Origin of the sequence: Campylobacter concisus (assembly GCF_003049065.1) — a bacterium.
Taxonomy (GTDB): Bacteria; Campylobacterota; Campylobacteria; order Campylobacterales; family Campylobacteraceae; genus Campylobacter_A; species Campylobacter_A concisus_BE.
The window spans coordinates 61,376-81,639 of record NZ_PISC01000002.1; the positions used below are offsets into that span (position 1 = coordinate 61,376).

The following is a 20,264-nucleotide window of genomic DNA, read 5'->3' on the forward strand; positions in this document are numbered from 1 at the left end:
TTTTTACTCCATATTTTTTAAAATTTTTACTACATTTTTACTGCTGCCATGCCCTAGGTAAGCCCTTAGCTCATCGCAGCCTTTTAAGAATTTTTGCCTATCGCAGCTCTTGTAGGCTCTTAGCAAATTTTCAGCCGTTGCAAACTCTTGGATAAACTCCTCATGAAGCGGCTCTTTGCCCATGAAGTCAAACATTATATTTGCAAGTCCCGCGTGCTTGATCTTTACAAATTTTCTAGCGATGAAAACATCTATCGCTTTTGCCTTATATGCTAGCACAAATGGCGTGCCAATGAGCGCTGCTTCAAGCGTAGCAGTGCCAGAGCAGACAAAAGCAAAATCGCTCTCATACAAGGCTTCTGGCGTGTTTGAGACGATCTTAAAATCGCTAACATCGCCATAAATTTCGCCCACTTTATCAAGCAAAAATGACGGCACGACAAGTAGCCTTTTTGCCTCTATCTTTTTAGCAAGCTCTCTATAAACTGGCATCAGCCTAGAAATCTCTGACCTTCTTGATCCTGGCAAAAACGCCACTTTGCCGCTGCTACTTAGGCTAGTTTTCTTAAGCTTTATCTCATCCATCAAAGGATGCCCCACGTAGGTCGAGCGGCTGTAAAATTTAGAGTCAAAAGGCAGGATCGAAGCTAGGTTGTCACAATATCTCTCAACCACGCTCACTCTTTTTGGCTTCCACGCCCAAACTTGAGGCAAGATGTAGTATGTCACGGCTGCTTTTGCGCCGGCCTCTTTTATCGCCTTTGCAAGCGGCAGGTTAAAGGCTGGACTGTCGATTAGTAGCACTGCATCAGCCTCTTTTGCCATCTGGCTCATCACTTTCATCGCCTTTTTTGCCTTAAAAATAAGTGGCAAAACCTCGACAAAGCCCATCGCTGAAAACTCGCTGCTTTTCATATATGGCATACCAAGCTCTTCGCTAAAAATTCCCATTAGCTCAAATTTGCCCTCGAAATTTTTTAAAACTTCTTTTAAATGCAAATTTGCCGATGGCTCAAGAGCGGAGACTAAAATTTTCATTTACACACTTTCATCAGGTCTTTTTTTGGGGGCATTATACGCAAAAATTCTTTAAAATTTTAAGAAAGCTGTGATAAAATCCAACCCTTTAAAGGATAAAATTTGAAAGAAATTTTGATAACAAATGACGATGGATTTGAGGCGACTGGCCTGCTTGCCTTAAAAGAAGCTTTAAGTGAGCTAGATGGCGTAAATGTCACGATCGTAGCTCCAAGCTCTGAAAAATCAGCCTGCGCTCACTCTTTGACGCTCACAAGGCCTCTTAGGTTTATAAAACTTGATGATAGCTTTTTTAAACTTGACGACGCAACGCCCAGCGACTGCGTCTATCTCGCACTTCATGCACTTTATAATAAAAAACCAGATCTAGTGATAAGCGGCATAAATCACGGGGCAAATTTGGGCGAAGATATCACCTACTCTGGCACGTGTGGAGCGGCGATGGAGGGCGTTTTGCAAGGCATTAGAAGCATCGCTTTTTCGCAGTTTTATGAAAACAACTCACTAAATGAACTTGGCTTTGAGCTAGCAAAAGAGATCGTTAAATTTGTCGTACCAAAGGTGCTAAATGATGAAATTTCGCTAAATCAAAGAGAATTTCTAAATGTAAATATCCCAGCCACAACCAGCAAAAATTTCAAAGGTTATGCCGTCGTGCCAGCTGGCAGACGCACTTACGCCACGCATGCCACGCTTAATCGCAACCCAAGAGGCATCGAGTACTACTGGCTTGGAAATGCCGCACTTGAATACGAAAAAGGCGAGCCAAGCGACATCAGCAAGGTAAATGAGGGCTTTGCCACAATAACGCCCATAAAACTAAACATGACTTCATACGAGAGCTTGGAGAGCTTAAAAGGGAAATTTGATGCAAAATGATAGATTTACAAGGATAAGATGGCTCTTTGGCGATGATGGTTTTAGCAAGCTTCAAAGCGCAAAAGTGCTAGTTTGTGGAGCCGGAGGCGTTGGTGGGATGTGCGTGGATGCACTTGCTAGAAGCGGGGTTGGAAGCATCACACTGATTGATAAAGACATCTTTGACATAACAAATCAAAACCGCCAAATTTACAGCGAAAACGTTGGCGGCATAAAGGTAGAGGAGTTTGCCAAAATTTATCCTTGTATCACGCCTATTCAGACGTTGATCACGCCTGAGTTTGTCGCTGGATTTGACTTTAGTAAATTTGACGTGGTGATCGACGCGATCGATGATATCACCGCCAAGATCGCCCTTGCAAATGCGGTAGATCCTAGCAAATTTATAGCCTCAATGGGTGGGGCAAAAAGGGTTGATCCAACCAAGATCAAGGTGGCCTGTGTTTGGAAAACTTCGGTCGATCCACTAGCTAGAAAATATAGATATGAGCTCAAAAAATCAGGCTTTAGCGGCAAATTTGACGTGGTCTTTTCAACAGAAGAGCCACTTTGCAAGCCACTTGGAAGCTTCATGGGTGTGACTGCCTGCTTTGGATTAAATTTAGCCTCACTAGCTGTTAAAAAGATAGTTGAACAGTAAGTCTAAATTTACACTCCGAGCAAAATTTCAAATTAGAGCTGGCATTTTGGATAAATTTAATAGCCAGCTCTACAAGAGACTAATTTAACAATCCAAGATGAGCATCTAGCAAATTTTAAAAATTTGTGAACGAGTAATTTTAGTAGTCAATTCTTGCTAGTAAATGGATTTTTAAAATTTGTAAAAATAGCTTGATTAAATTTTCAAATTTCTTTTTATTCAAAATGGAGACAAGGGGGCTTAAATTTTGCTTCTCAGACTCGCAACTGCAAGATAAACACGAAACCACATCCCTTTATCCCTCTTTAGACCTCACGTCTGCTTGCAGTTACGAGACAAAGCCAGAGTGAAAACCTCTCGCACGTTCAAGGTGCAAGCGATAGTATTATCGTGCCGCATGTTTTTTGTTTTTAGAAAATCTCTGGCAAATTTTAAAATTTCATGAATGAGGAATTTTAATAGTCAATTCTTATGGGTGAGTGAAGCTTCAAAATTTGATAGATAGTAAATTTATAAATATAGCTTTAAATTTATAAGTCCTAAATTTTAGTAAGTAGTTTAAATAAATAAAAATTTAAAATAGACGCAAAGCTTACATATTTATCTGATCGTATTTGCTGTTTTTACAACCAAATGCGATTTATCATTTAAAATTTAACTCATCTTTTTTATATTTTCTAAGTAGCTCATTTATCTGGTTTTCAAATTTACCCCACCTTGCTTCGCTGCCATACTTTGCAAAGAGCCTTTTGGCATGAGAGATCAAAATTTCACTTATATCTTTTATCAAAAGATATTCGTAGAGCTGATTTATCGCTGCAAGGCCGTTTTGTTCGAGCATTAGCTCTATTAAATTTTCTTCAGAGCTATTTTGCTCAAAAAATTTAAAAACAAAACCAAGGTCATTTACCACATTTTCATAAATTTTAGCCATGTCACTATCTAGCTCTAGCTCGTAGTATGCAGCAGATGTGTGAGTGATTTCATGTGCTCTAGCTCTAAAGTGGCACTCATACTCTTTTGGCTTGCTAAGCACTTCTTTGCCAAGGGTAGCCTCTATAAACGAGCCATAAATGCCGCAATTTATATAAAATCTTGTGCGCTCTGAGCTATTGCCGCTGCTTTTTTGAAAATTTATAACATAGATAAAATTTGGAGTATTTTTGTAGAAATTTAAGGCGCTCTTGCTAAAGCCATTATCCTTAAATAGCGGCTTTAGCAGAGCGATAAGCTCGTCAAATTTCTCTTTCATAAATTTAACGCGCCAGATGTATGATTATTTATTTGCGCGCTCGATGTACTCACCACGAACGGTATCAACGCGGATGACCTCGCCTTCTAGTACGTGAAATGGTATCTGAACTACCGCGCCACTCTCAAGAGTAGCTGGCTTTTTGCCGCCTTGTGTGTCACCCTTGAAATTTGGTGGAGTTTCAACTATCTTGAGCTCGACTACTTGTGGCACTTCAACGCCGATAGCATTGCCGTTGTGAAATAAAATTTCAACCATCATGCCATCGATCATCCATTTTTTAACATCGCCCACATCCTCGTCGCTGATCGCAACTTGCTCGTAAGTAGTCGTGTCCATAAACTGGCAAAACTCACCATCATCATAGAGGTACTGCATCTCTTTTTCTTCAAGATGCGGCTGCTCGCACTTATCGCCTGCGTGAAAAGTCTTTTCAAGGACCTTTCCGTCGACAAAAGATTTGATCTTTGCACGAACAAAAGCTGCGCCCTTGCCCGGTTTAACGTGTTGATATTCTACGATTTTATAAGGAACGCCGTCGATCTCGATCTTTAGTCCCTTTTTTAGATCGCCCATTGAATATGAAGCCATTTTTTATCCTTTCGTAATTTGTTATATAACTGCGTATTGAGCCCAAACACAAGCTTCAAGTGCGTTTAATCTCTCTAGCGTTTCTGTTTTTATATGTTCATCGACCAAGATGACCGCAAGCGCCATGCCGTGCTCATCTCTGCCAAGACGGAAGTCTGCGATGTTTATCTTCTCGTCAGCTAAAATTTTACTGATCTGAGCGATAACGCCTGGTACGTCGTGGTTTTTAAAGATGATCATCTTGCCTTTTGGCTTGAAGTCAGTCTTAAAGCCATTTACGGTTACGATGCGTTGTTGATTTTCACCAAACACCGTGCCGCCAACGCTTACGATGCCATTTTCAGTCGTAAGACGAACTGTGATCTTGTTTTTAAAGATGCTATCTCCACCTGTGCTAGTTTCGGTAGTTATGCCTTTTTCATCACATAAAAATTTAGCATTTACGTAGTTTATCGCATCGCCAAGACTCTCTTTTAAAGCGCCCACGATCGCAAAAGTTAGCATTGAATTTGCATATTCGCCAATCTGCCCGTGAGTCTCTATACGGATAGCTTTGATGGCACTTTTGTTTATCTGAGCTGCAAGAAATGCCATCTTGCTTGTAAGATCGATATAAGGCTCAACAAACGGCGGTAGATCTTCTGTTTTTATAGGTAAATTTAAAGCGTTTGGATAGCTTATGCCACGTGCTGCCAAGATAGCCTGCTCGACTGCCTCTACTGCGATATTTCGCTGCGACTCAAGGGTATTTGCCCCAAGATGCGGTGTGACGCTTACATTATTTAGATCAAGAAGCGGATGGCTTGTCGCTGGCTCTTTTGTAAAAACGTCAATGCCAGCAAATGCTATCTTGCCACTTTTTAGCCCTTCATAAAGCGCCTCTTCGTTATAAAGACCACCTCTAGCGCAGTTTATAAGCCTTACGCCATCTTTCATCTTTGCTATCTCTTTAGCGCCGATCATATCGGTTGTCTCTTTGGTCTTTGGAGTGTGGATCGTGATGAAGTCACATGCCAAGATGTCATCAAAATTTTTAGTATAAGTGCCGCCCATATCGATGACTTTAGATGGATCGATATATGGGTCGTACGCGATAATATCCATGCCAAAAGCTTTTGCGCGAGCTGCTACTCTTGAGCCGATGTTACCAAAACCGATCACACCAAGTCTTTTTTTAAAAAGCTCAACTCCATACCACTTCTCACGCTTCCAAATTCTATCTAGTTTTAGATCGTTATGAGCGTATTCAAGCGATCTTGCAGCCGCTAGCATGTGTGCCATAGTTAGCTCAACTGCTGCGATAGTATTTGCAGTTGGGACGTTCATAGCGATGATGCCTCTTCTTGAACAGCCATCTATATCAACGTTATCCACGCCAACACCAGCTCTAACGATAGCTTTTAGTTTTTTACCAGCTTCTAAAAACGCCTCATTTACCTCAGTAGAGCTTCTAGTGATAGCCACATCAGCCTCACCTAAAATTTTTAAAAGCTCATCTTTGGGGGTATTAACTGCGTCTATTACATTTATATCTTGTTCTTTTTTTAAAAGTTCAAAACCTACTGGGTGTATCGCATCGCAAACAATGATAGTTTTCATAATTTTACCTCTCTCACACTTGAGTGGATATCGTAAACTCTTAGCTGCAGTATGATATTTTGAAGCAACTTTGAGTCTTGAGTATTTAAAAAGATCTGGCTCTTAGCCCCATCTCTTACTACAGTAAAATCAACCTCGCTATTTCGCAAAGTCTGCATCAAGCAGAACATAGAGTAGATGTCGTTTTTATCTATCAAAAGTTCGTATGCTGTGATCTTTGGCTTTTCTATCTTAGGTCGGTTGTATTCTATAAAAATTTCATTTACGGGCAATACGTAATCTTTTTTCTTAATAGTTGCCAGCTCGTTGATCCAGTTTTCACTGCCGGCTGTATTTTTGGTTATATTTTGCTCACTTGTAATATTTTTTTCAGTAGTTTGGCTGAAATTTACGCTTGCAAATTTAACAAGATAAACTCCAACCAAACCTAATATCACAAAAAGCAGAACAACTACTGATAAAAGCGTGCGTCTGCCCATTTATACTAGCGTAATTGTTCTTTTATGATGTCGCCAAGTGTTACTTTGTCGTCGTTGTCGTTGATCTCATTTAACACTTCACGCTCTTTTTGTTTTGCTAAACGGCGTATGCTTAGGCGAATTCTATTTTTCTTCTCATCAATAAATGCGATAGCAGCTTCGATCTCATCGCCGATCTTTAACGTGCTAGCATCTACGCTGCCTAGATCTTCTTTGCGAATTAACGCATCAACATTATCGCCAAGCTCGACAAATACGCCGAAGTCTTTAATGTCACGGATCGTTCCTTTTACGATGTCGCCTACACTAAATTTATTAGCAAATGCCTGAACTGGGCTTTGTTTTAGATCTTTTAGGCTTAGAGAAATTTTTTGCTCAGCGCTGTCGATCTTGATGATCTTTACTTCTAGCTCATCGCCAGCCTTAAACATATCTTTGCACTTATCATTTCTATCCCAAGATGCATCTTCGTTGTGTAGCAAGCCCTCAACGCAGCCTACTCTAACAAATGCACCAAAATTTGTGATAGTTGTCACAACGCCTTTTACTACGTCGCCCTCTTTAAATTTAGCTTTAAATTCATCAAATGGCTTTGGAAGTAAATTTTTAAGGCTCACTCTTAAGCGGTGTCCTTTTGCGTCTATTTCGATAACCTCAACATCGATCTCTTGACCTTCGCTGATGTGATCTTTTGGATTTTTGATATTTTTATCCCATGAAATTTCAGATATGTGTAAAAATCCTTCAATATCATTTCCAAGATCGACAAATGCGCCATAAGGCTCGATATTGCTAACTGTTACTTTGATAGTATCGCCAACTTCTAGACCATCATTTATGATCTCTTCCCAAGGATCTGGAGTAGCAGCCTTGATAGATAGAGATAGGTGGCGTTTTTCGTTGTCATAGCTGATAACTTTAACTAAAACTTTATCGCCTTCTTTGTATAAAGAGCTAGGATTTACTGGGCCTTTGTAGCTTATCTCGCTGTAATGCACAAGTCCATCTACACCGCCAACATCAACAAACATACCATAAGTTGTGATTTTCTTAACTGTGCCCTCTATAACACTATCGTTTTCTACTATGTTTGATAGAGCTTCTTTGCGTTTTTTGCGATCGTCATCTAAAATTTTCTTTCTTGAGACAACGATACTGTTCTCTTCTTTATCAACTTTTATAACTCTTACTTTGTATGATTTTCCAACTACACCCTCAGCGTTTTTAAATCCGCTGTGCGTTCTTGGTAAGAAAAATTCTACGCCATTTGCGTCTTGAGTGATAAAACCACCTTTATTTTTTCCAACTACTTTTACGTCGATTTCGCCAGAATTTTCAGGATCGTAAGCTTCGATGAAAGCTTTAACTTTCTCTTTTCTAAGTGCTTTTTTGTGCGACACTATAGGTCTTCCATTTCTTGATCCAGTTATTACAACTTTGATCGTATCGCCAACTTTATGCGTCAGGTTGCCGTTTGCATCAGTGATCTCAGAAACATTTAAAATACCTTCTGACTTCTTGCCAACGTCGATTAAAACCTCATCGCCATTGATACTGACGATCTTTGCGTCACTATCTTCTTCAGTCTTTTTAAAAGACTCCTCTAACATCGCAGCAAAATCGATATCTTCGATATCTTCGTCTTTTGCTTTTCCTAATTGAACACTTTTGTTCACAGCCATCTTGATCCTTTAAATTTTATTATGCCAGTAGAGGCAAATTGGCTTATTATAGTTAATTGTGGCTTTAGCTAGGATAAATTTTATACTTTTTTGATTCTATCAACGACTTTTTGTATGATCCAGTCAGGCGTGCTAGCACCCGCACTTATACCGCATAAATTTTTGCCATCAAACCATGATCTTTCAAGCTCTTCTTCGCTTTCAATGAGATAGCTATCTTCGCAGAAATTTTTAGATATTAGGTAGAGTTGTTTTGTGTTCGAGCTGTTTTTTCCGCCGATGATTATCATCACGTCAGCTCTTTTTGCTAAATTTTTAGCAGCCTCTTGATTTTCAAATGTCGCATTGCAGATCGTGTTAAAAACGCGCAGCTCTTTTACATGAAGCATGAGATAGTTTGCGATCTGCATAAATTTCTCAACTTTTCTAGTAGTTTGGCTAACGAGCGCGACCTTTTGCTTAAATTTAATGCCCTCTAGCTCGCTCTCTTCAAGTACGACATAGACATTGCCCTTGGCATACGACTTCACGCCTTTTACCTCTGGGTGATGCATGTCGCCAAAGATCACCACGTCATAGCCCTCTTCACTCATTTTTTCGCAAATTTGCTGTGGCTTTGTCACAAATGGACAAGTTGCGTCAATCACTTTTATATCGGTCTTTTTTAGCTCTGCAAGGTCGTTTTTAGTGATGCCATGAGTGCGGATGATCGCCTTTTTCTCATCTTTTAGCTCATCTATGCCCTCAAGCGTCTTTACATTGTAGTTTTTCTCAAGCCTATTTATCTCTTCGTTGTTATGGATGAGCGGACCGATAGTTGCGGCATCTCCGGCGTTTTCAGCTATCTTTATTGCCCTTTTTACGCCAAAGCAAAAGCCATAACTACTAGCAAGCTCGATCTTCAACTCTAGCTCCCATTTTCTTTAAAATTTCAGCAAAATTTGGAAACGAAGTAGCGATAAATTCGCTCTTTTCTATCTGCATACCACATTTTAGTCCAAGTATGGCAAAGCTCATGGCGATCCTATGATCTCCGTGGCTATCGATCGTGGCAAATTTAGCCTCAGAGCCATTTATGACAAAGCCATCTTCAAGCTCGCTAGCATCGACACCGCACTGCTTTAGCGCATTTATCGTGACGGCTATCCTGTCGCTCTCTTTTACGCGAAGCTCTTTTGCATTTGTTAGCTTGCTTTGACCCTTAGCGCAGGCAAATGCGATGGCTAAGGCTGGGGCTTCGTCGATGAGCCACGAGATATTTTCGCTAACCTCTACACCTTTTAAATTTGGCGAGTATCTAACCTCAATATCGCCGATATCTTCGTATTTGCTTGAGGTTTTGTGAAATTTTATCTCAGCGCCCATTTTTTCTAAAACTCTGTAAGCTTCGATGCGAGTTTTATTTAGCAAGATATTTTTTAAAATGATATGCGAATTTGGGATAATCAGAGCTGCGACTGCGAAGAAAAATGCCGAGCTTGGGTCATTTGGCACGTCTATGTCAAGTGGCGTAAGTGGGCCTTTCATCGGCTCTAGCGTGATCTCTAGGCCGTCACGCTTTATATCAGCTCCCATGCCTGCAAGCATGCGCTCAGTATGGTCTCTGCTTAGCTCTGGCTCGCTAAATTTGCAACCATTTGAGTAAAGAGCCGCTAGCAAAAGCGCGCTTTTTACCTGAGCTGAGGCGATCTTGCTCTCAAAACTAAACCTTTCAAATTTAGTCCCTCTTATACAAAGAGGAGCGTTATTTGCATTGTTTGCACCATCTATCTTTGCACCCATATCATTTAGAGGCTTTGCTATCCTTGCCATCGGGCGAGAATTTAAGTATTTATCGCCACTTAGCGCAAAAAAGCCATCCTGCGCGGCTAGTAGTCCCATAAAAAGCCTCATTGCTGTGCCTGAGTTGCCACACTCTAAAATTTCATTTGGCTCTTTTATCTTTTGTGGCGGAGTGATCGTTATTTCAGCGCCGTTATCTTCGGTCTTTGCGCCAAGGAGCTCGACTATTTTTAAGGTATTTAGCGTGTCGCCTGCTCTTAGGTAGTTTCTAACACGAGATGGCTTGTCGCTTAAAAGCGAAAACATCGCGCATCTATGCGAGATAGACTTGTCAGCTGCGATGTCGTCGATGGTTAAATTTAGACTTTTTTCTAATGGATAAATTCTCATCTTATTCCGATATTTAGTTTCTCTTTTAGCTCGCTTAAAATTTTATCCATAAGCGCGTTTATATCGTCATCTTCGAGCGTTTTTTCCATATCTTGGAATGTAAATTTAAGGCTAAGGCTGATCGCGCCATTTAGTTTTGCATCTTTATAGATATCAACCGGCAAGAACTCTTTTAGCTCTTTTAAATTTAGCCCTCTTATGCACTCATAAATTCGTCCAGCCTCGAAATTTTCAGGTACGATTAGGCTAAGATCCCTTGTTGTGCTTTGGAATTTTGAGTATGGCACTGCTAAGATCGGCTCAAATTTAAGCTTCGCAAAATCAATCTCACAGACATAAGTTTTAGGCAGATCCCTTTTTGCCTCTACTCTTGCATCGACTCTGCCGATATAGCCGATCTTTTCGCCATTTTGATAGATGTGTGCCTGCTCGTATGGGCTAAGATACGATATTTCGCGGCAAGGTTTTAGCTTAAATTTACCTATGACATTTTGCACCATCGCTGCAAATGCGTAGAAATTTGCCTCCTCGCCCTTTGCACCGTTTATAAGTGTTGGCTCTTTTAAAAGTCCAGATACGACAAAGCCTAAATTTAGGCCTTGGTTTGCATTTTCGTCAAAAACTTCGCCAAGCTCAAAAAGCCTAACTGAGCGTTTTGAGTTTTTGATGTTTTTCTCGCTTGAGCTTAGGAGGTGATTTACGAGCGCTGGTCTAAGCGTGTTTAGCTCGTTGTTTATAGGATTTAGTATCTTGATCTTGCAAGGTTTGAAATTTAGCTCACTTAGCTCATCAAGGCTGTCAAATACGTAGTGTACGCTTTCAAAAAAACCATTGTCGGCTGCACGGTGCCTTAAATTTAAAGCATTTTTATAGTCAAAATATGTCTTATTTAGCCTATTTTTCTCAGAGAAATTTAGCGGCGTTGAGGTGATATTGTCGATACCTATTATCCTCACTATCTCCTCGCAGATATCATGAGAATTTACGATGTCGTGGCGAAATAACGGCACTTTTACATTAAAGCTCTCTTGCTCGACATTTACCGCGATCTCAAAGCCAAGTTTCTTTAAAATTTTAACGACATCGTTTCTAGCAACCTCTTGACCGATCATATTTTTAAGCTCGCCAAGCGAGATGCTAAGCGTGATAGGCTCGGTGTTTAGAAGTGATTGTTGTGAGCCCGCAAAAAGACTTAAGCTATCTTTAAAGCTAGCTAGCCTTTTAAAAAGATAGTCCGCCCCGTAAGCTAAATTTGGCTCGCTGCCACGGCTTGAGCGATAAACTTGATCGCCTTTTGGTAAATTTTTATTTTCAAAAATGGCCTTTGAGACAACATCTGGTTTTACGTAGCTAGCCTCTACCAAGATCACCTTTGAGCCCTCATCGACCCTGGCTTCATCGCTTTGGTAAATTCCAGCAACACCTAAATTTTTATCCTCGCAAAAGACCACACACTCGCCATTTTCGCCATTTTTGATGTCAAAAACTGCTTTTTCGCCCTCGCCCACAAGCTTAGCGTGATCATAAGCTCTAAACAAGACGCCCGTGCAAAATGTCGCGTATTCAAGCAGTCTTTCTACTAAATTTGTCTTTTGACAATCAATTAAAGCTAGCCTCAAGCGAGTTAGTAAATTTTCACTTAATGCATTTTTTAGCTCAAATGCTTTATACAAAAACGAGCCATTTACCTTATCTTCGGTTCGCACAGATGCGATCCTGCCGATGCCTAGTAAATTTTCGCTATCTTCATTTTCGTGGCTATCTTTCATATTTAGATCAAGCGCGGTGCAAATTTCTCTTGCGATGCCGTGTAAATTTTGGCAGTCGCCCCTATTTGCTGTGACATCAACCTCGATGATCACATCTTTAAACGCTTCAAATTCGCCAAGACTTGTGCCAAGTTTTAGCTTGCCGATACTCTCATCAAGTGGCAAGATGCCGTCATTTGTCTTAGGTAGCCCTAGCTCAGTTGAAGAGCAGATCATACCGCATGACTCGATGCCTCTTAGCTTTGCCTTTTTGATCTCAAGACCATTTGGCATCGTCGTGCCAATTAGCGCAACTGGCACAAACTGACCAGCCTCGACGTTTTTAGCCCCACACACGATCTGAAGCGTTTCGCTACCAACATCAACCTGACAAACGCTTAGTTTATCGGCATCTGGGTGCTTTTCTCTACTTTTTACGTAGCCAACTACAATACTCTTTGGTAAATTTATCTCTTTATAACTATCAACTTCTAAACCGATTGAATTTAATGTCTTTGAAAGTGTCTCGCCGCTAACCTCGCTAAGGTCGACCCACTCGTTTAACCAATGCTTTGAAATTATCATTTAAACTGCTCCAACAATCTTAAATCTCCCTCAAAAAGTGACCTTAGATCAGGCACTCTATGAAGCAACATCGCAAATCTCTCAACGCCAAGGCCAAAGGCATATCCACTTACATTTTTATAGCCAACCGCCTTAAATACATTTGGATCAACAACTCCGCATCCAAGCACCTCAAGCCAAGTAGTCTGCTTGCACACCCTGCAGCCCTTGCCATGGCAGAATATACAACTAATATCAACCTCTGCACTAGGCTCCGTAAATGGGAAAAAGCTAGGGCGAAAACGCACTTCAACGTCGCCAAACATGTGCTTTAAAAAGCCCTCTAGCATTGATTTTAAATTTGCAAAGCTAACTTTCTCAGCATCTTCCACCACAAGGCCTTCTACCTGGTGAAACATCGGTGTATGCGTTAAGTCCATATCACGTCTAAAGACCGTGCCTGGCGCTATCATGCGGATAGGTGGCTTTTGATTTAGCATAGTTCGCACCTGAACTGGGCTCGTATGCGTCCTTAAAAGTCTAAAATCATCTAGGTAAAACGTATCTTGCATATCCCTTGCTGGGTGGTATTTTGGTAAATTTAGCGCCTCAAAGTTGTGAAAATCATCTTCTATAAGCGGTCCAGTTTCAAGTGAGAAATTTAGAGCTAAAAAATACTCAATTATCTTATCCATCGTGTCCATTACTGGGTGCAGCGCCCCGCTAGCAACAGGCTCGTTAAAGAGCGTGATATCAGCGGCCTCTTTTTTCATCTTTTTATCTATCTCTTGCTCGCTAAGCTCGGCCTTTTTCGCCTCGATAAGCGCGCTTAGCTCATCTCTTTGCTTATTTAAATTTGCTGCAAATTCCTTTTTCTCATCCTCGCCAAGCTCTTTTAGCTTTGCAAAGCCTTGCGCCAAGATGCCCTTTTTGCCAAAAATTTCTACCCTGACCTTCTCAAGATCATCAAGAGTTGAAATTTCATTTTTGATTTTATTAATGAAATCTTGCAATTTTTTACCTTTATGAATTTTTGCATCGATTTTATAGAAAAAGAGTTAAAATCAAGATAAAAAGCGCGAAATTTAAGCACACTTTGATATAATTTCTCAAACTTTCAAAGGAGCTAAAATGACCATATTTGAAAAGATCGTTGCCGGTGAAATTCCTTGTAACAAAGTGCTTGAAAGCGAGAAATTTCTAGCTTTTAACGACATCAACCCAAAAGCGCCGATCCACATCCTCATCATCCCTAAAAAACACTACAAAAACTTCCAAGAGATGGATCCAGTTTTGATGGGTGAGATGACTAAATTTATCCAAGAAGTGGCGAGCTTAATGGGTGTTGATAAGAGCGGTTACCGCCTCATAACAAACTGCGGTGAAAACGGCGGTCAAGAGGTTATGCACCTGCATTTTCACCTACTTGCTGGCGCAAAACTTGGCTGGAGCGAAGGCGTAGCTGATCCACAAAGCACATTTTAAAAATAAAATTTAGACTCTTTTTGAGTCTAAATTTTACTTCAAAATTTTACTTCAAAACTCAAACCTTAAATTTTATAAACTTAAAGTTGCTCTTTAGTTCATTTTGGGTCGAATTTATCTCGCCAAGCTCTGATTTTACGAAGTTTGTAAGCTCTATCTTGCTCACGCTTGGAGATAGGATTTTTATATACTCTTTTTGGTTTTTAAGCTCTAAGTTGTTGCTAAAAAGAAGCACTCTAGCATCTAACTTTAGCCCAGCTCTAAGCTCAGATATCGTGGCTAAAAGCTCTTTTATATCAAAGCCCTCCGCCGTTTCATCTACAAGCGCTAGTGAGCAAGGTTTTGTCTTTATCTTTATCAAAAGCTCGCTAAAGCTATTTGCGACCTCAAGCGTGTTTTGAAACTCACCAAGAGCGCCAGCAAATATCTTATTTTCAAGCTTCGTGCTCTTATAAATCACTATATTTTCATTTTTGCTAAAGTATCTATTTTCTTTACTTGGCTTATAGTTTTTTATAAATTTAGGCAAAATTTGATTTAGCTCATCTTTGCTAAAAGGCTTTCTGATCTTCTCATCAAACGCTGGCAGCAGCTCTCTTTCAGGGATATTTGAGGTGTTTGAGACCACAGCGACTAAATTTATCTTCTCTTCTTGAAGCGATCTTATCTCTTTTACGAAATTTGCCACGCCATTTTCAAAAAATGAAGCATCGATAAAGACTGCGTTAAATCTATTTAAAAGAAGTGCTTGTTTAAGCTCTTTGTGGCTGCTAACGCCTATGACTTCGCAGTCTAAGAAGCTAAAAGCACGTGAAAACATCTCAAGGCTAAGTGGGTTTTTGTCGCAAAGCAAAAAGAGCACCTTCTCTTCAGCCAAGCTCTCGCCCCTATTTTTCTCCATATAGACAAGCCGCGCAACGCTAAGTGGCGTGAGTGGATCTTTTAGCAAGACCGCATTTTTTATATTTATATTTTTACTAGCACTCTGCCTTGCAAAGACGATGTCGTAGTTTTTCGCTAGTGCTTGGTTGTTTGAGATGATATTTTGAAACCTAAGCCCCATATCTTCTAAAGTGGCTGCGAAAAATTCATTATATTTTGCATTTATATCAGGCAGATACGCGATCCTTAGCTCGTGATTTAGGCTGAAATTTTGCAGTTTTTGCACTTTTTTTAGACTAAGGATAAATTTAAACTCATTACCAGCTCCGCCAAGCGTGCTTACATCAAGGCTTGAGTTAAAAAGCTTTAGATAAAAGCCGGCAAGTCTTAGATAAAACTCGCTCTCTTCGTCATTTATCTCATTTTCATCTTCTGCGTTTAGTGCTTTTATCTGCTCTTCATTTATGAAAATTTGATTTGTCCTTATCTTTGTTTCGATTAGCAAAAGACCACTTTGGCTAAGAGCGTCGCTGACATTTTTTATCTCCACTATCAAGTTGGCAAATTTATCGCATTTTGTCACGACAGCTTGCATGATAGAACCAAAGACGACACTTATCTTCTCGCTATCGCCCTCTAGCTCGTCGCTAATGTTTGCATCAAGATAGGTTAAGAAATTTAGCTTTTTTTCTTGCGTGAAAGGCATCTGCGCTTCAAGGATGTTTGAAAACAAAATTTGTGGGTTAAATGGCTTTAAATTTAGTCCAACTTCGCCATTTTTGCTATCAAGCAAGCCTTTTATATTGCTATAATTTAGCGCGATTATTTGGCTATTTTTTTCTAAATTTTCAAAAAGAAGCTCATTTTTTACCACGTTTTCATCTTTTTTTAGGGTAGCGACCGAGCTAAAGATCTGCTCTTTTGCTTGATAAAATTTCTTACTTAGCCTAACAAGCAGTCTATCTTTTATCGCAGCAAAGCTTCTTTCTTGCTCATACTTTTGAAGCAGCTCTTTATATAGGGTTATGAAGCTTTCTATTAAATTTTGTGGATTTCTATCACCTCTTTTTAAAATCTCATCTCTTATAAGCTTCATTTTTTGATTTAAATTCTCCAGATCTTTTAGCCAGATGTATGTTTTATAGCCAGCGTAAAAGAGCCAAAGCGATAGAAAAAACATCAAAAATATTAGACTAAGCACCTTTACTCTAAAGTTATCATTTAGTCTCTTTAGCTCGTCACTTAAGACATTTGCTATCTTGCTAAAGAGCTTGGCTCTATTGCTTTCAAAGGTATATATCTGCAAAATTTCATCACGTGTTAGCTCATTTTTTAGCTTTAGCTTAAAGCGGATCTCGTCATAGCCCTGAGAGACCTCTATATTTTCAAGCCTATCTATATCTCTTATTATGTTGTCTTTTATATCGCCATTTGGGAGTAAATTTGCATTTATATCGTTGTATTTAAGGCTATCTAGAGATTGTTTTAACGAACTTTCAGTAATTTTTTCTTTACCCATAAGCACAGCCAAGATATGCTCTTTTGTGGTATTTACGTTTTGAAGTAGCTCATAGGCTCTGATTAAAGAGAGTATATAACGCTTCATATTAATATCTAAAGCAACATCTCTAAATAAAATTTGCCCACTTTCTACGACAGAATTTGCTAACTCAACAAAGCTAAGAAACGAGAGATTAGAGCTCTCCCAACTTGCATTTGCGTTTTTTAAAACTTCATTTAGCCTATCTCTTATCCTTTTATCATCTGGTGTGTTAGAAAGAGTATTTGATAAACTTTTTACAAACAAATTCTTAGCAGCATTTGCCTCTCTTAAAGCCGTCTCGTCTTGTGGCGACCTAGTTTTTTCATATCTTTCGTAAGCAATTCTTTCTGAAACGATCGCATCTAAGGTTTTTCTTATCAAACTTTCTCTTTTTACCTCGCTATTTATGCCATAAGAGATCCTAAATTTATCAAAGTAGAGTGCGCCATTATAAAAGCAAGTGATAGCAGCCAAAAATATTGGCAAAAGAACCAAAAATTTACTAACCCTCATGGCCAAGCCTTTTTGAAAATTTATTGCAAAGCGTGCTTATTTCGCCTAGTCTTTCATTGATATGAGCGATCTTTTTGATCTTGTTTGGTCTGGTAAGTAGCGCATCGAAATTTGCCACAAGCGGAGTGATCTTTAAATTTAGCGCTGGCTCTTTTAATATCTTTATGCTCTCTTCTAAAAATTTAGTATCTCGCGCTTGCACCGCACTTTGGATAAAGATCATCTTGTCTTTTGCCTTGCTTAAAAATATACCAAGGTAGGTTGCAAACTCACTTTTGCTTAAATTTAAAAAGCTAGCAGTCTCATTAAACCAGCTCTCGTTTAAGACCTCTTCTTCTTTATCCAAAAGCTCTTTTTCATCTACCTTTAAATTTGGCAAGCGAAGCTTTGTCTTTGCTTTTATCGCAGCTTGCTGGTTTTGGCTGTAAATTTCTGTTTGATCAAGGATCAAAAGCTCAAAATACTCTTCATTTTTTACTGAGCTGATCTTTGAAAATTTAAGCGTTGCGTTTAAAATTTTGCCGTTTTTGGTCTTTAAATTTACTCTTAAATTTGGTCTTTTAGCTAGATAATCTATAAAAACTCCAGACTCTTTGTAGTCTAAAACTAGCTCGTCAATGTCTTTATGCTCGCTTAAAAACTCCCTTATATCTTTAAATTCAAGCAGACCAAGAGAGATATCTCCCATCGCTAAAATTTGACCGTTTTTGTCGTATATTATCACTTCAAATTTCCTTCTTTGAGCGTTAAAAGCTTTGCTGCCACGCTTTTGTTTGTTATTTTTGCCACTTCGTCTAAATTTGCTTCGCTGATTTTATCAAAACTTCCGTAAAAGCTGATTAATTTCGCGATACTGCCCTCAGAAACGCCAGCTTGTCTTAGCACTGATCTTTGCATATCGTTTTTCTGTCTTGTTTTTCTGTGAAAACTGATGACAAATCTATGGCTCTCATCGCGCATTTTTTGGAAAAACTGCAGCTTTTTATCGCTCGTGCTTAGACTGAAGCTGCCATTTTTTGTATAAATTTTATCTTTTGCCTCGCCCTTTGCGCGGTGAGCTTTGGCGTCTATTTTTTCTTTTGAGATAGCGATCACATCGACGTTTGCGCCGCTACTTGCTAAAATTTCGCAGGCTAAATTTAAAAGTGCTTCGCCACCGTCAATAACCCAAAGATCAGGCGGGCTAAGCTTGTCAAACCTAAGTGCTCTGGCAGTTAGGCTCTCTCTCATCTGATCGTAGTCGTTTTTGGAGCCAAGATGCATGTGGCGGTAGTTTTGCTTTGCCCACTCTCCATGCTCATAGCGCACCATCGCCCCAACACTCGCCTCGCCAAAAAGGTGTGAGTTGTCGTAAGCTTCGACCACGTAAGGCGTGTGAGCAAGATTAAAATACTCTTTTATCTCGTTTAGTAGCTCGTTATCGTGCGTTTTTAGGTATTTTTCGATGCTAACTTCAGCGTTTTTTGTAGCTATCTCGCAAATTTTACGCTTATCGCCTATTTTTGGGCATGTGATGCTAAATTTACGTCCAAATCTCTCGTTTAAAATTTCCTCCACCAGCTCGCTATCTTCAAAGTCCTCATGGACGTAAATTTTGGTGCTGATTATTGGCTGACCAGCGATAAAGCTTTTTAAAATGGCCTGCTTATAAGCCTCGTTTATCTCGTCTTTTTGAGCGTTTTTAGCCTGCGTGATATCAGTTTTTACGCCTGTTATCTTGCCACTTTGCACGCTAAATCTCACCGCGCAGATCATATCATGCACGCAAGCGACTGAGTAGGCCTCAAAGTCCTCAAGCTTGGCTAGATCAACTTCAACCTTTGTTTGCATATTTTTAAGCGTTTGCATCTTATCTCTAGTCGCGGCTGCTTGCTCGTAGTCTTCGGCTTTGGCGTAGTTTAGCATGAGCTCTTCAAGGCGAGCGATTAACAAATTTGGATTTTGCAAAGCGGCTGTGGCATCAGCGACTATTTTGGCGTAGTCTTCTTTTGAAATTTTGCCCTCACATGGGGCGTAGCAGCGTTTTAGCTGGTAAAAAAGGCAGGCTTTTTTGCCTTTGATGCAAGACTTTTTCTGAACTAGGTTGAAATTTAGATAAAGCGCCTCAAGAAGCTCTCCTGCTCCACTAAAATATGGCCCAAAATAGCGTATATTTGAGCCTTTGACCACCTTTCTAGTGATCTCAAATCTAGGAAATTCATCGTTTAAATTTATAAAGATATAAGGGTAGGTCTTGTCGTCACGAAGCAAGATGTTGTATTTTGGCTTAAGCTGCTTGATAAATGAATTTTCAAGTATGAGCGCGTCTGCCTCGCTTGGCGTGACGATGTATTCAAGATGAACGGCCTCGCTTATCATCTTTGAAATTCTTGGGCTTAGCTTTTCAGCTGGAGCTAAGCTTGGGGTAAATTTAAAGTAGCTTTTGACCCTGTTTTTTAAAATTTTGGCCTTGCCTACATATAAAAGTCTGTTTTGAGCGTCAAAATATTGATATACACCAGGCTCATTTGGAAGCGTTCTTATCTCGTCTATTAGCATCTTGCCTGCTCATTTTTCTTTAGCAAAATTTCTCTTAGCTCTTCAAATTTCTTATAAATTTGCTCATTTGTGGCTAAATTTTTAAACTCGCCCTTGCTTGCTGGCATGATGAAATTTGACCTTTGCGTAGGTTGTGGCGTGAAAAATTTTAGATATTTGCTCACGATAAATCTTATATTTTCTTCTTTTTTATTTTTTATATAGTTGATCTCGCTAAGAGGTTTTGGCTCGATGACGCTTGCAAAAATGCTATTTTTATTAAATTTGCAAAAGGTTTTTAATAACCCTTTTATATCATTTATACTACTATCACGTCTAAGCTCCAAAAGCCCTGAGGGATGAGTGAGAACGAAGGTTAAAATGCCTTCTCTAACGTAGCAAAAAGCTATGTAAAATCGCTTTGCTTTACCCATGAGGCGAAGAAGCTCTTGGCACTCGTCTGCCATGCTTAATTTTTCTTTATACAAAGGATTTTCGTGGATAGCATCTATCATAAATTTGGCGTCTTTCATAAGGCAATCTTATCATCTTTTATTTTAATTTTCGCTCTTTTTGCACTTAGTGGTTGCGGCTACAAGGACGATCCATTTTATGGCGATGCACCTGTAAAAGAGAAAAAAACTGACAAGATCAATAAAATTTGATCTTAAATTTGGCGT

Annotated in this window: 18 protein-coding genes; 4 read left to right on the forward strand and 14 right to left on the reverse strand. The window is 39.5% G+C overall.

Going from position 1 to position 20,264, the window contains the following annotated elements:
* Window positions 1-3 precede the first annotated feature (3 nt).
* Window positions 4-1,038, reverse strand: coding sequence for a lipid-A-disaccharide synthase (gene lpxB, locus CVS81_RS02010; protein ID WP_107964932.1), 1,035 nt, complete (start codon window positions 1,036-1,038; stop codon window positions 4-6).
* A gap of 102 nt (window positions 1,039-1,140) precedes the next feature.
* Here lpxB and surE point away from each other — a divergent pair, with 102 nt between their 5' ends.
* Window positions 1,141-1,917 carry a 5'/3'-nucleotidase SurE gene (surE, locus tag CVS81_RS02015; RefSeq protein ID WP_107964933.1) on the forward strand — a complete coding sequence of 259 codons (777 nt, stop codon included), beginning with the start codon at window positions 1,141-1,143 and terminating at the stop codon, window positions 1,915-1,917.
* Window positions 1,907-2,557, forward strand: a complete 651-nt coding sequence (locus CVS81_RS02020; RefSeq protein WP_107964934.1) for a ThiF family adenylyltransferase — start codon at window positions 1,907-1,909, stop codon at window positions 2,555-2,557. Before surE ends, CVS81_RS02020 begins: the two co-directional genes overlap by 11 nt.
* A gap of 643 nt (window positions 2,558-3,200) precedes the next feature.
* Here CVS81_RS02020 and CVS81_RS02025 read toward each other — a convergent pair.
* From CVS81_RS02025 to pheS, 9 genes are all read right to left on the reverse strand, one after another.
* A complete protein-coding gene (locus CVS81_RS02025) occupies window positions 3,201-3,809 on the reverse strand; it encodes a DUF4304 domain-containing protein (protein ID WP_107964935.1) in 609 nt (202 codons plus the stop codon).
* Window positions 3,810-3,833: 24 nt separating this feature from the next.
* On the reverse strand, window positions 3,834-4,400 hold the full coding sequence (efp, locus tag CVS81_RS02030) for an elongation factor P (protein WP_004317246.1): 567 nt from the start codon (window positions 4,398-4,400) through the stop codon (window positions 3,834-3,836).
* Between the two features lie 21 nt (window positions 4,401-4,421).
* On the reverse strand, window positions 4,422-6,002 hold the full coding sequence (gene serA / locus CVS81_RS02035; RefSeq protein WP_231132542.1) for a phosphoglycerate dehydrogenase: 1,581 nt from the start codon (window positions 6,000-6,002) through the stop codon (window positions 4,422-4,424).
* Complete coding sequence (locus CVS81_RS02040) at window positions 5,996-6,478, reverse strand: hypothetical protein (protein WP_107964936.1); 483 nt, start codon at window positions 6,476-6,478, stop codon at window positions 5,996-5,998. Before CVS81_RS02040 ends, serA begins: the two co-directional genes overlap by 7 nt.
* Window positions 6,479-6,483: 5 nt before the next feature.
* Window positions 6,484-8,160 carry a 30S ribosomal protein S1 gene (locus CVS81_RS02045; RefSeq protein WP_004317168.1) on the reverse strand — a complete coding sequence of 559 codons (1,677 nt, stop codon included), beginning with the start codon at window positions 8,158-8,160 and terminating at the stop codon, window positions 6,484-6,486.
* 80 nt (window positions 8,161-8,240) lie between these two features.
* The gene (locus CVS81_RS02050) at window positions 8,241-9,065 is read right to left on the reverse strand and encodes a 4-hydroxy-3-methylbut-2-enyl diphosphate reductase (RefSeq protein WP_021093116.1); all 825 of its coding nucleotides are present in this window, start codon (window positions 9,063-9,065) and stop codon (window positions 8,241-8,243) included.
* Complete coding sequence (gene aroA / locus CVS81_RS02055) at window positions 9,046-10,332, reverse strand: 3-phosphoshikimate 1-carboxyvinyltransferase (RefSeq protein ID WP_107964937.1); 1,287 nt, start codon at window positions 10,330-10,332, stop codon at window positions 9,046-9,048. Before aroA ends, CVS81_RS02050 begins: the two co-directional genes overlap by 20 nt.
* The gene (gene pheT / locus CVS81_RS02060) at window positions 10,329-12,665 is read right to left on the reverse strand and encodes a phenylalanine--tRNA ligase subunit beta (protein ID WP_107964938.1); all 2,337 of its coding nucleotides are present in this window, start codon (window positions 12,663-12,665) and stop codon (window positions 10,329-10,331) included. Before pheT ends, aroA begins: the two co-directional genes overlap by 4 nt.
* On the reverse strand, window positions 12,662-13,657 hold the full coding sequence (pheS, locus tag CVS81_RS02065; RefSeq protein ID WP_107964939.1) for a phenylalanine--tRNA ligase subunit alpha: 996 nt from the start codon (window positions 13,655-13,657) through the stop codon (window positions 12,662-12,664). The genes pheT and pheS overlap by 4 nt, the downstream gene beginning before the upstream one ends.
* Before the next feature lie 118 nt (window positions 13,658-13,775).
* On the opposite strand from pheS, the gene CVS81_RS02070 reads away from it, so the two are divergent.
* Entirely contained in the window at window positions 13,776-14,129 is a 354-nt protein-coding gene (locus tag CVS81_RS02070; RefSeq protein WP_004317216.1) for a histidine triad nucleotide-binding protein, read from the forward strand.
* A gap of 58 nt (window positions 14,130-14,187) precedes the next feature.
* On the opposite strand, the gene CVS81_RS02075 is transcribed toward CVS81_RS02070, so the two are convergent.
* Genes CVS81_RS02075 through CVS81_RS02090 form a run of 4 tightly spaced genes read right to left on the reverse strand, consistent with a single transcriptional unit; the run spans window position 14,188 to window position 20,099 of the window.
* Window positions 14,188-17,067, reverse strand: a complete 2,880-nt coding sequence (locus CVS81_RS02075; RefSeq protein WP_107964940.1) for a histidine kinase — start codon at window positions 17,065-17,067, stop codon at window positions 14,188-14,190.
* Window positions 17,057-17,791: a hypothetical protein gene (locus CVS81_RS02080; RefSeq protein WP_107964941.1), complete on the reverse strand. Its 735-nt coding sequence runs from the start codon at window positions 17,789-17,791 to the stop codon at window positions 17,057-17,059. The genes CVS81_RS02075 and CVS81_RS02080 overlap by 11 nt, the downstream gene beginning before the upstream one ends.
* The gene (gene uvrC / locus CVS81_RS02085) at window positions 17,788-19,605 is read right to left on the reverse strand and encodes an excinuclease ABC subunit UvrC (protein ID WP_107964942.1); all 1,818 of its coding nucleotides are present in this window, start codon (window positions 19,603-19,605) and stop codon (window positions 17,788-17,790) included. Before uvrC ends, CVS81_RS02080 begins: the two co-directional genes overlap by 4 nt.
* Entirely contained in the window at window positions 19,599-20,099 is a 501-nt protein-coding gene (locus CVS81_RS02090) for a hypothetical protein (RefSeq protein ID WP_194169999.1), read from the reverse strand. Before CVS81_RS02090 ends, uvrC begins: the two co-directional genes overlap by 7 nt.
* On the opposite strand from CVS81_RS02090, the gene CVS81_RS09825 reads away from it, so the two are divergent.
* A complete protein-coding gene (locus CVS81_RS09825) occupies window positions 20,082-20,249 on the forward strand; it encodes a lipoprotein (protein ID WP_012001408.1) in 168 nt (55 codons plus the stop codon). The genes CVS81_RS02090 and CVS81_RS09825 overlap by 18 nt on opposite strands.
* Window positions 20,250-20,264: the final 15 nt, after the last annotated feature.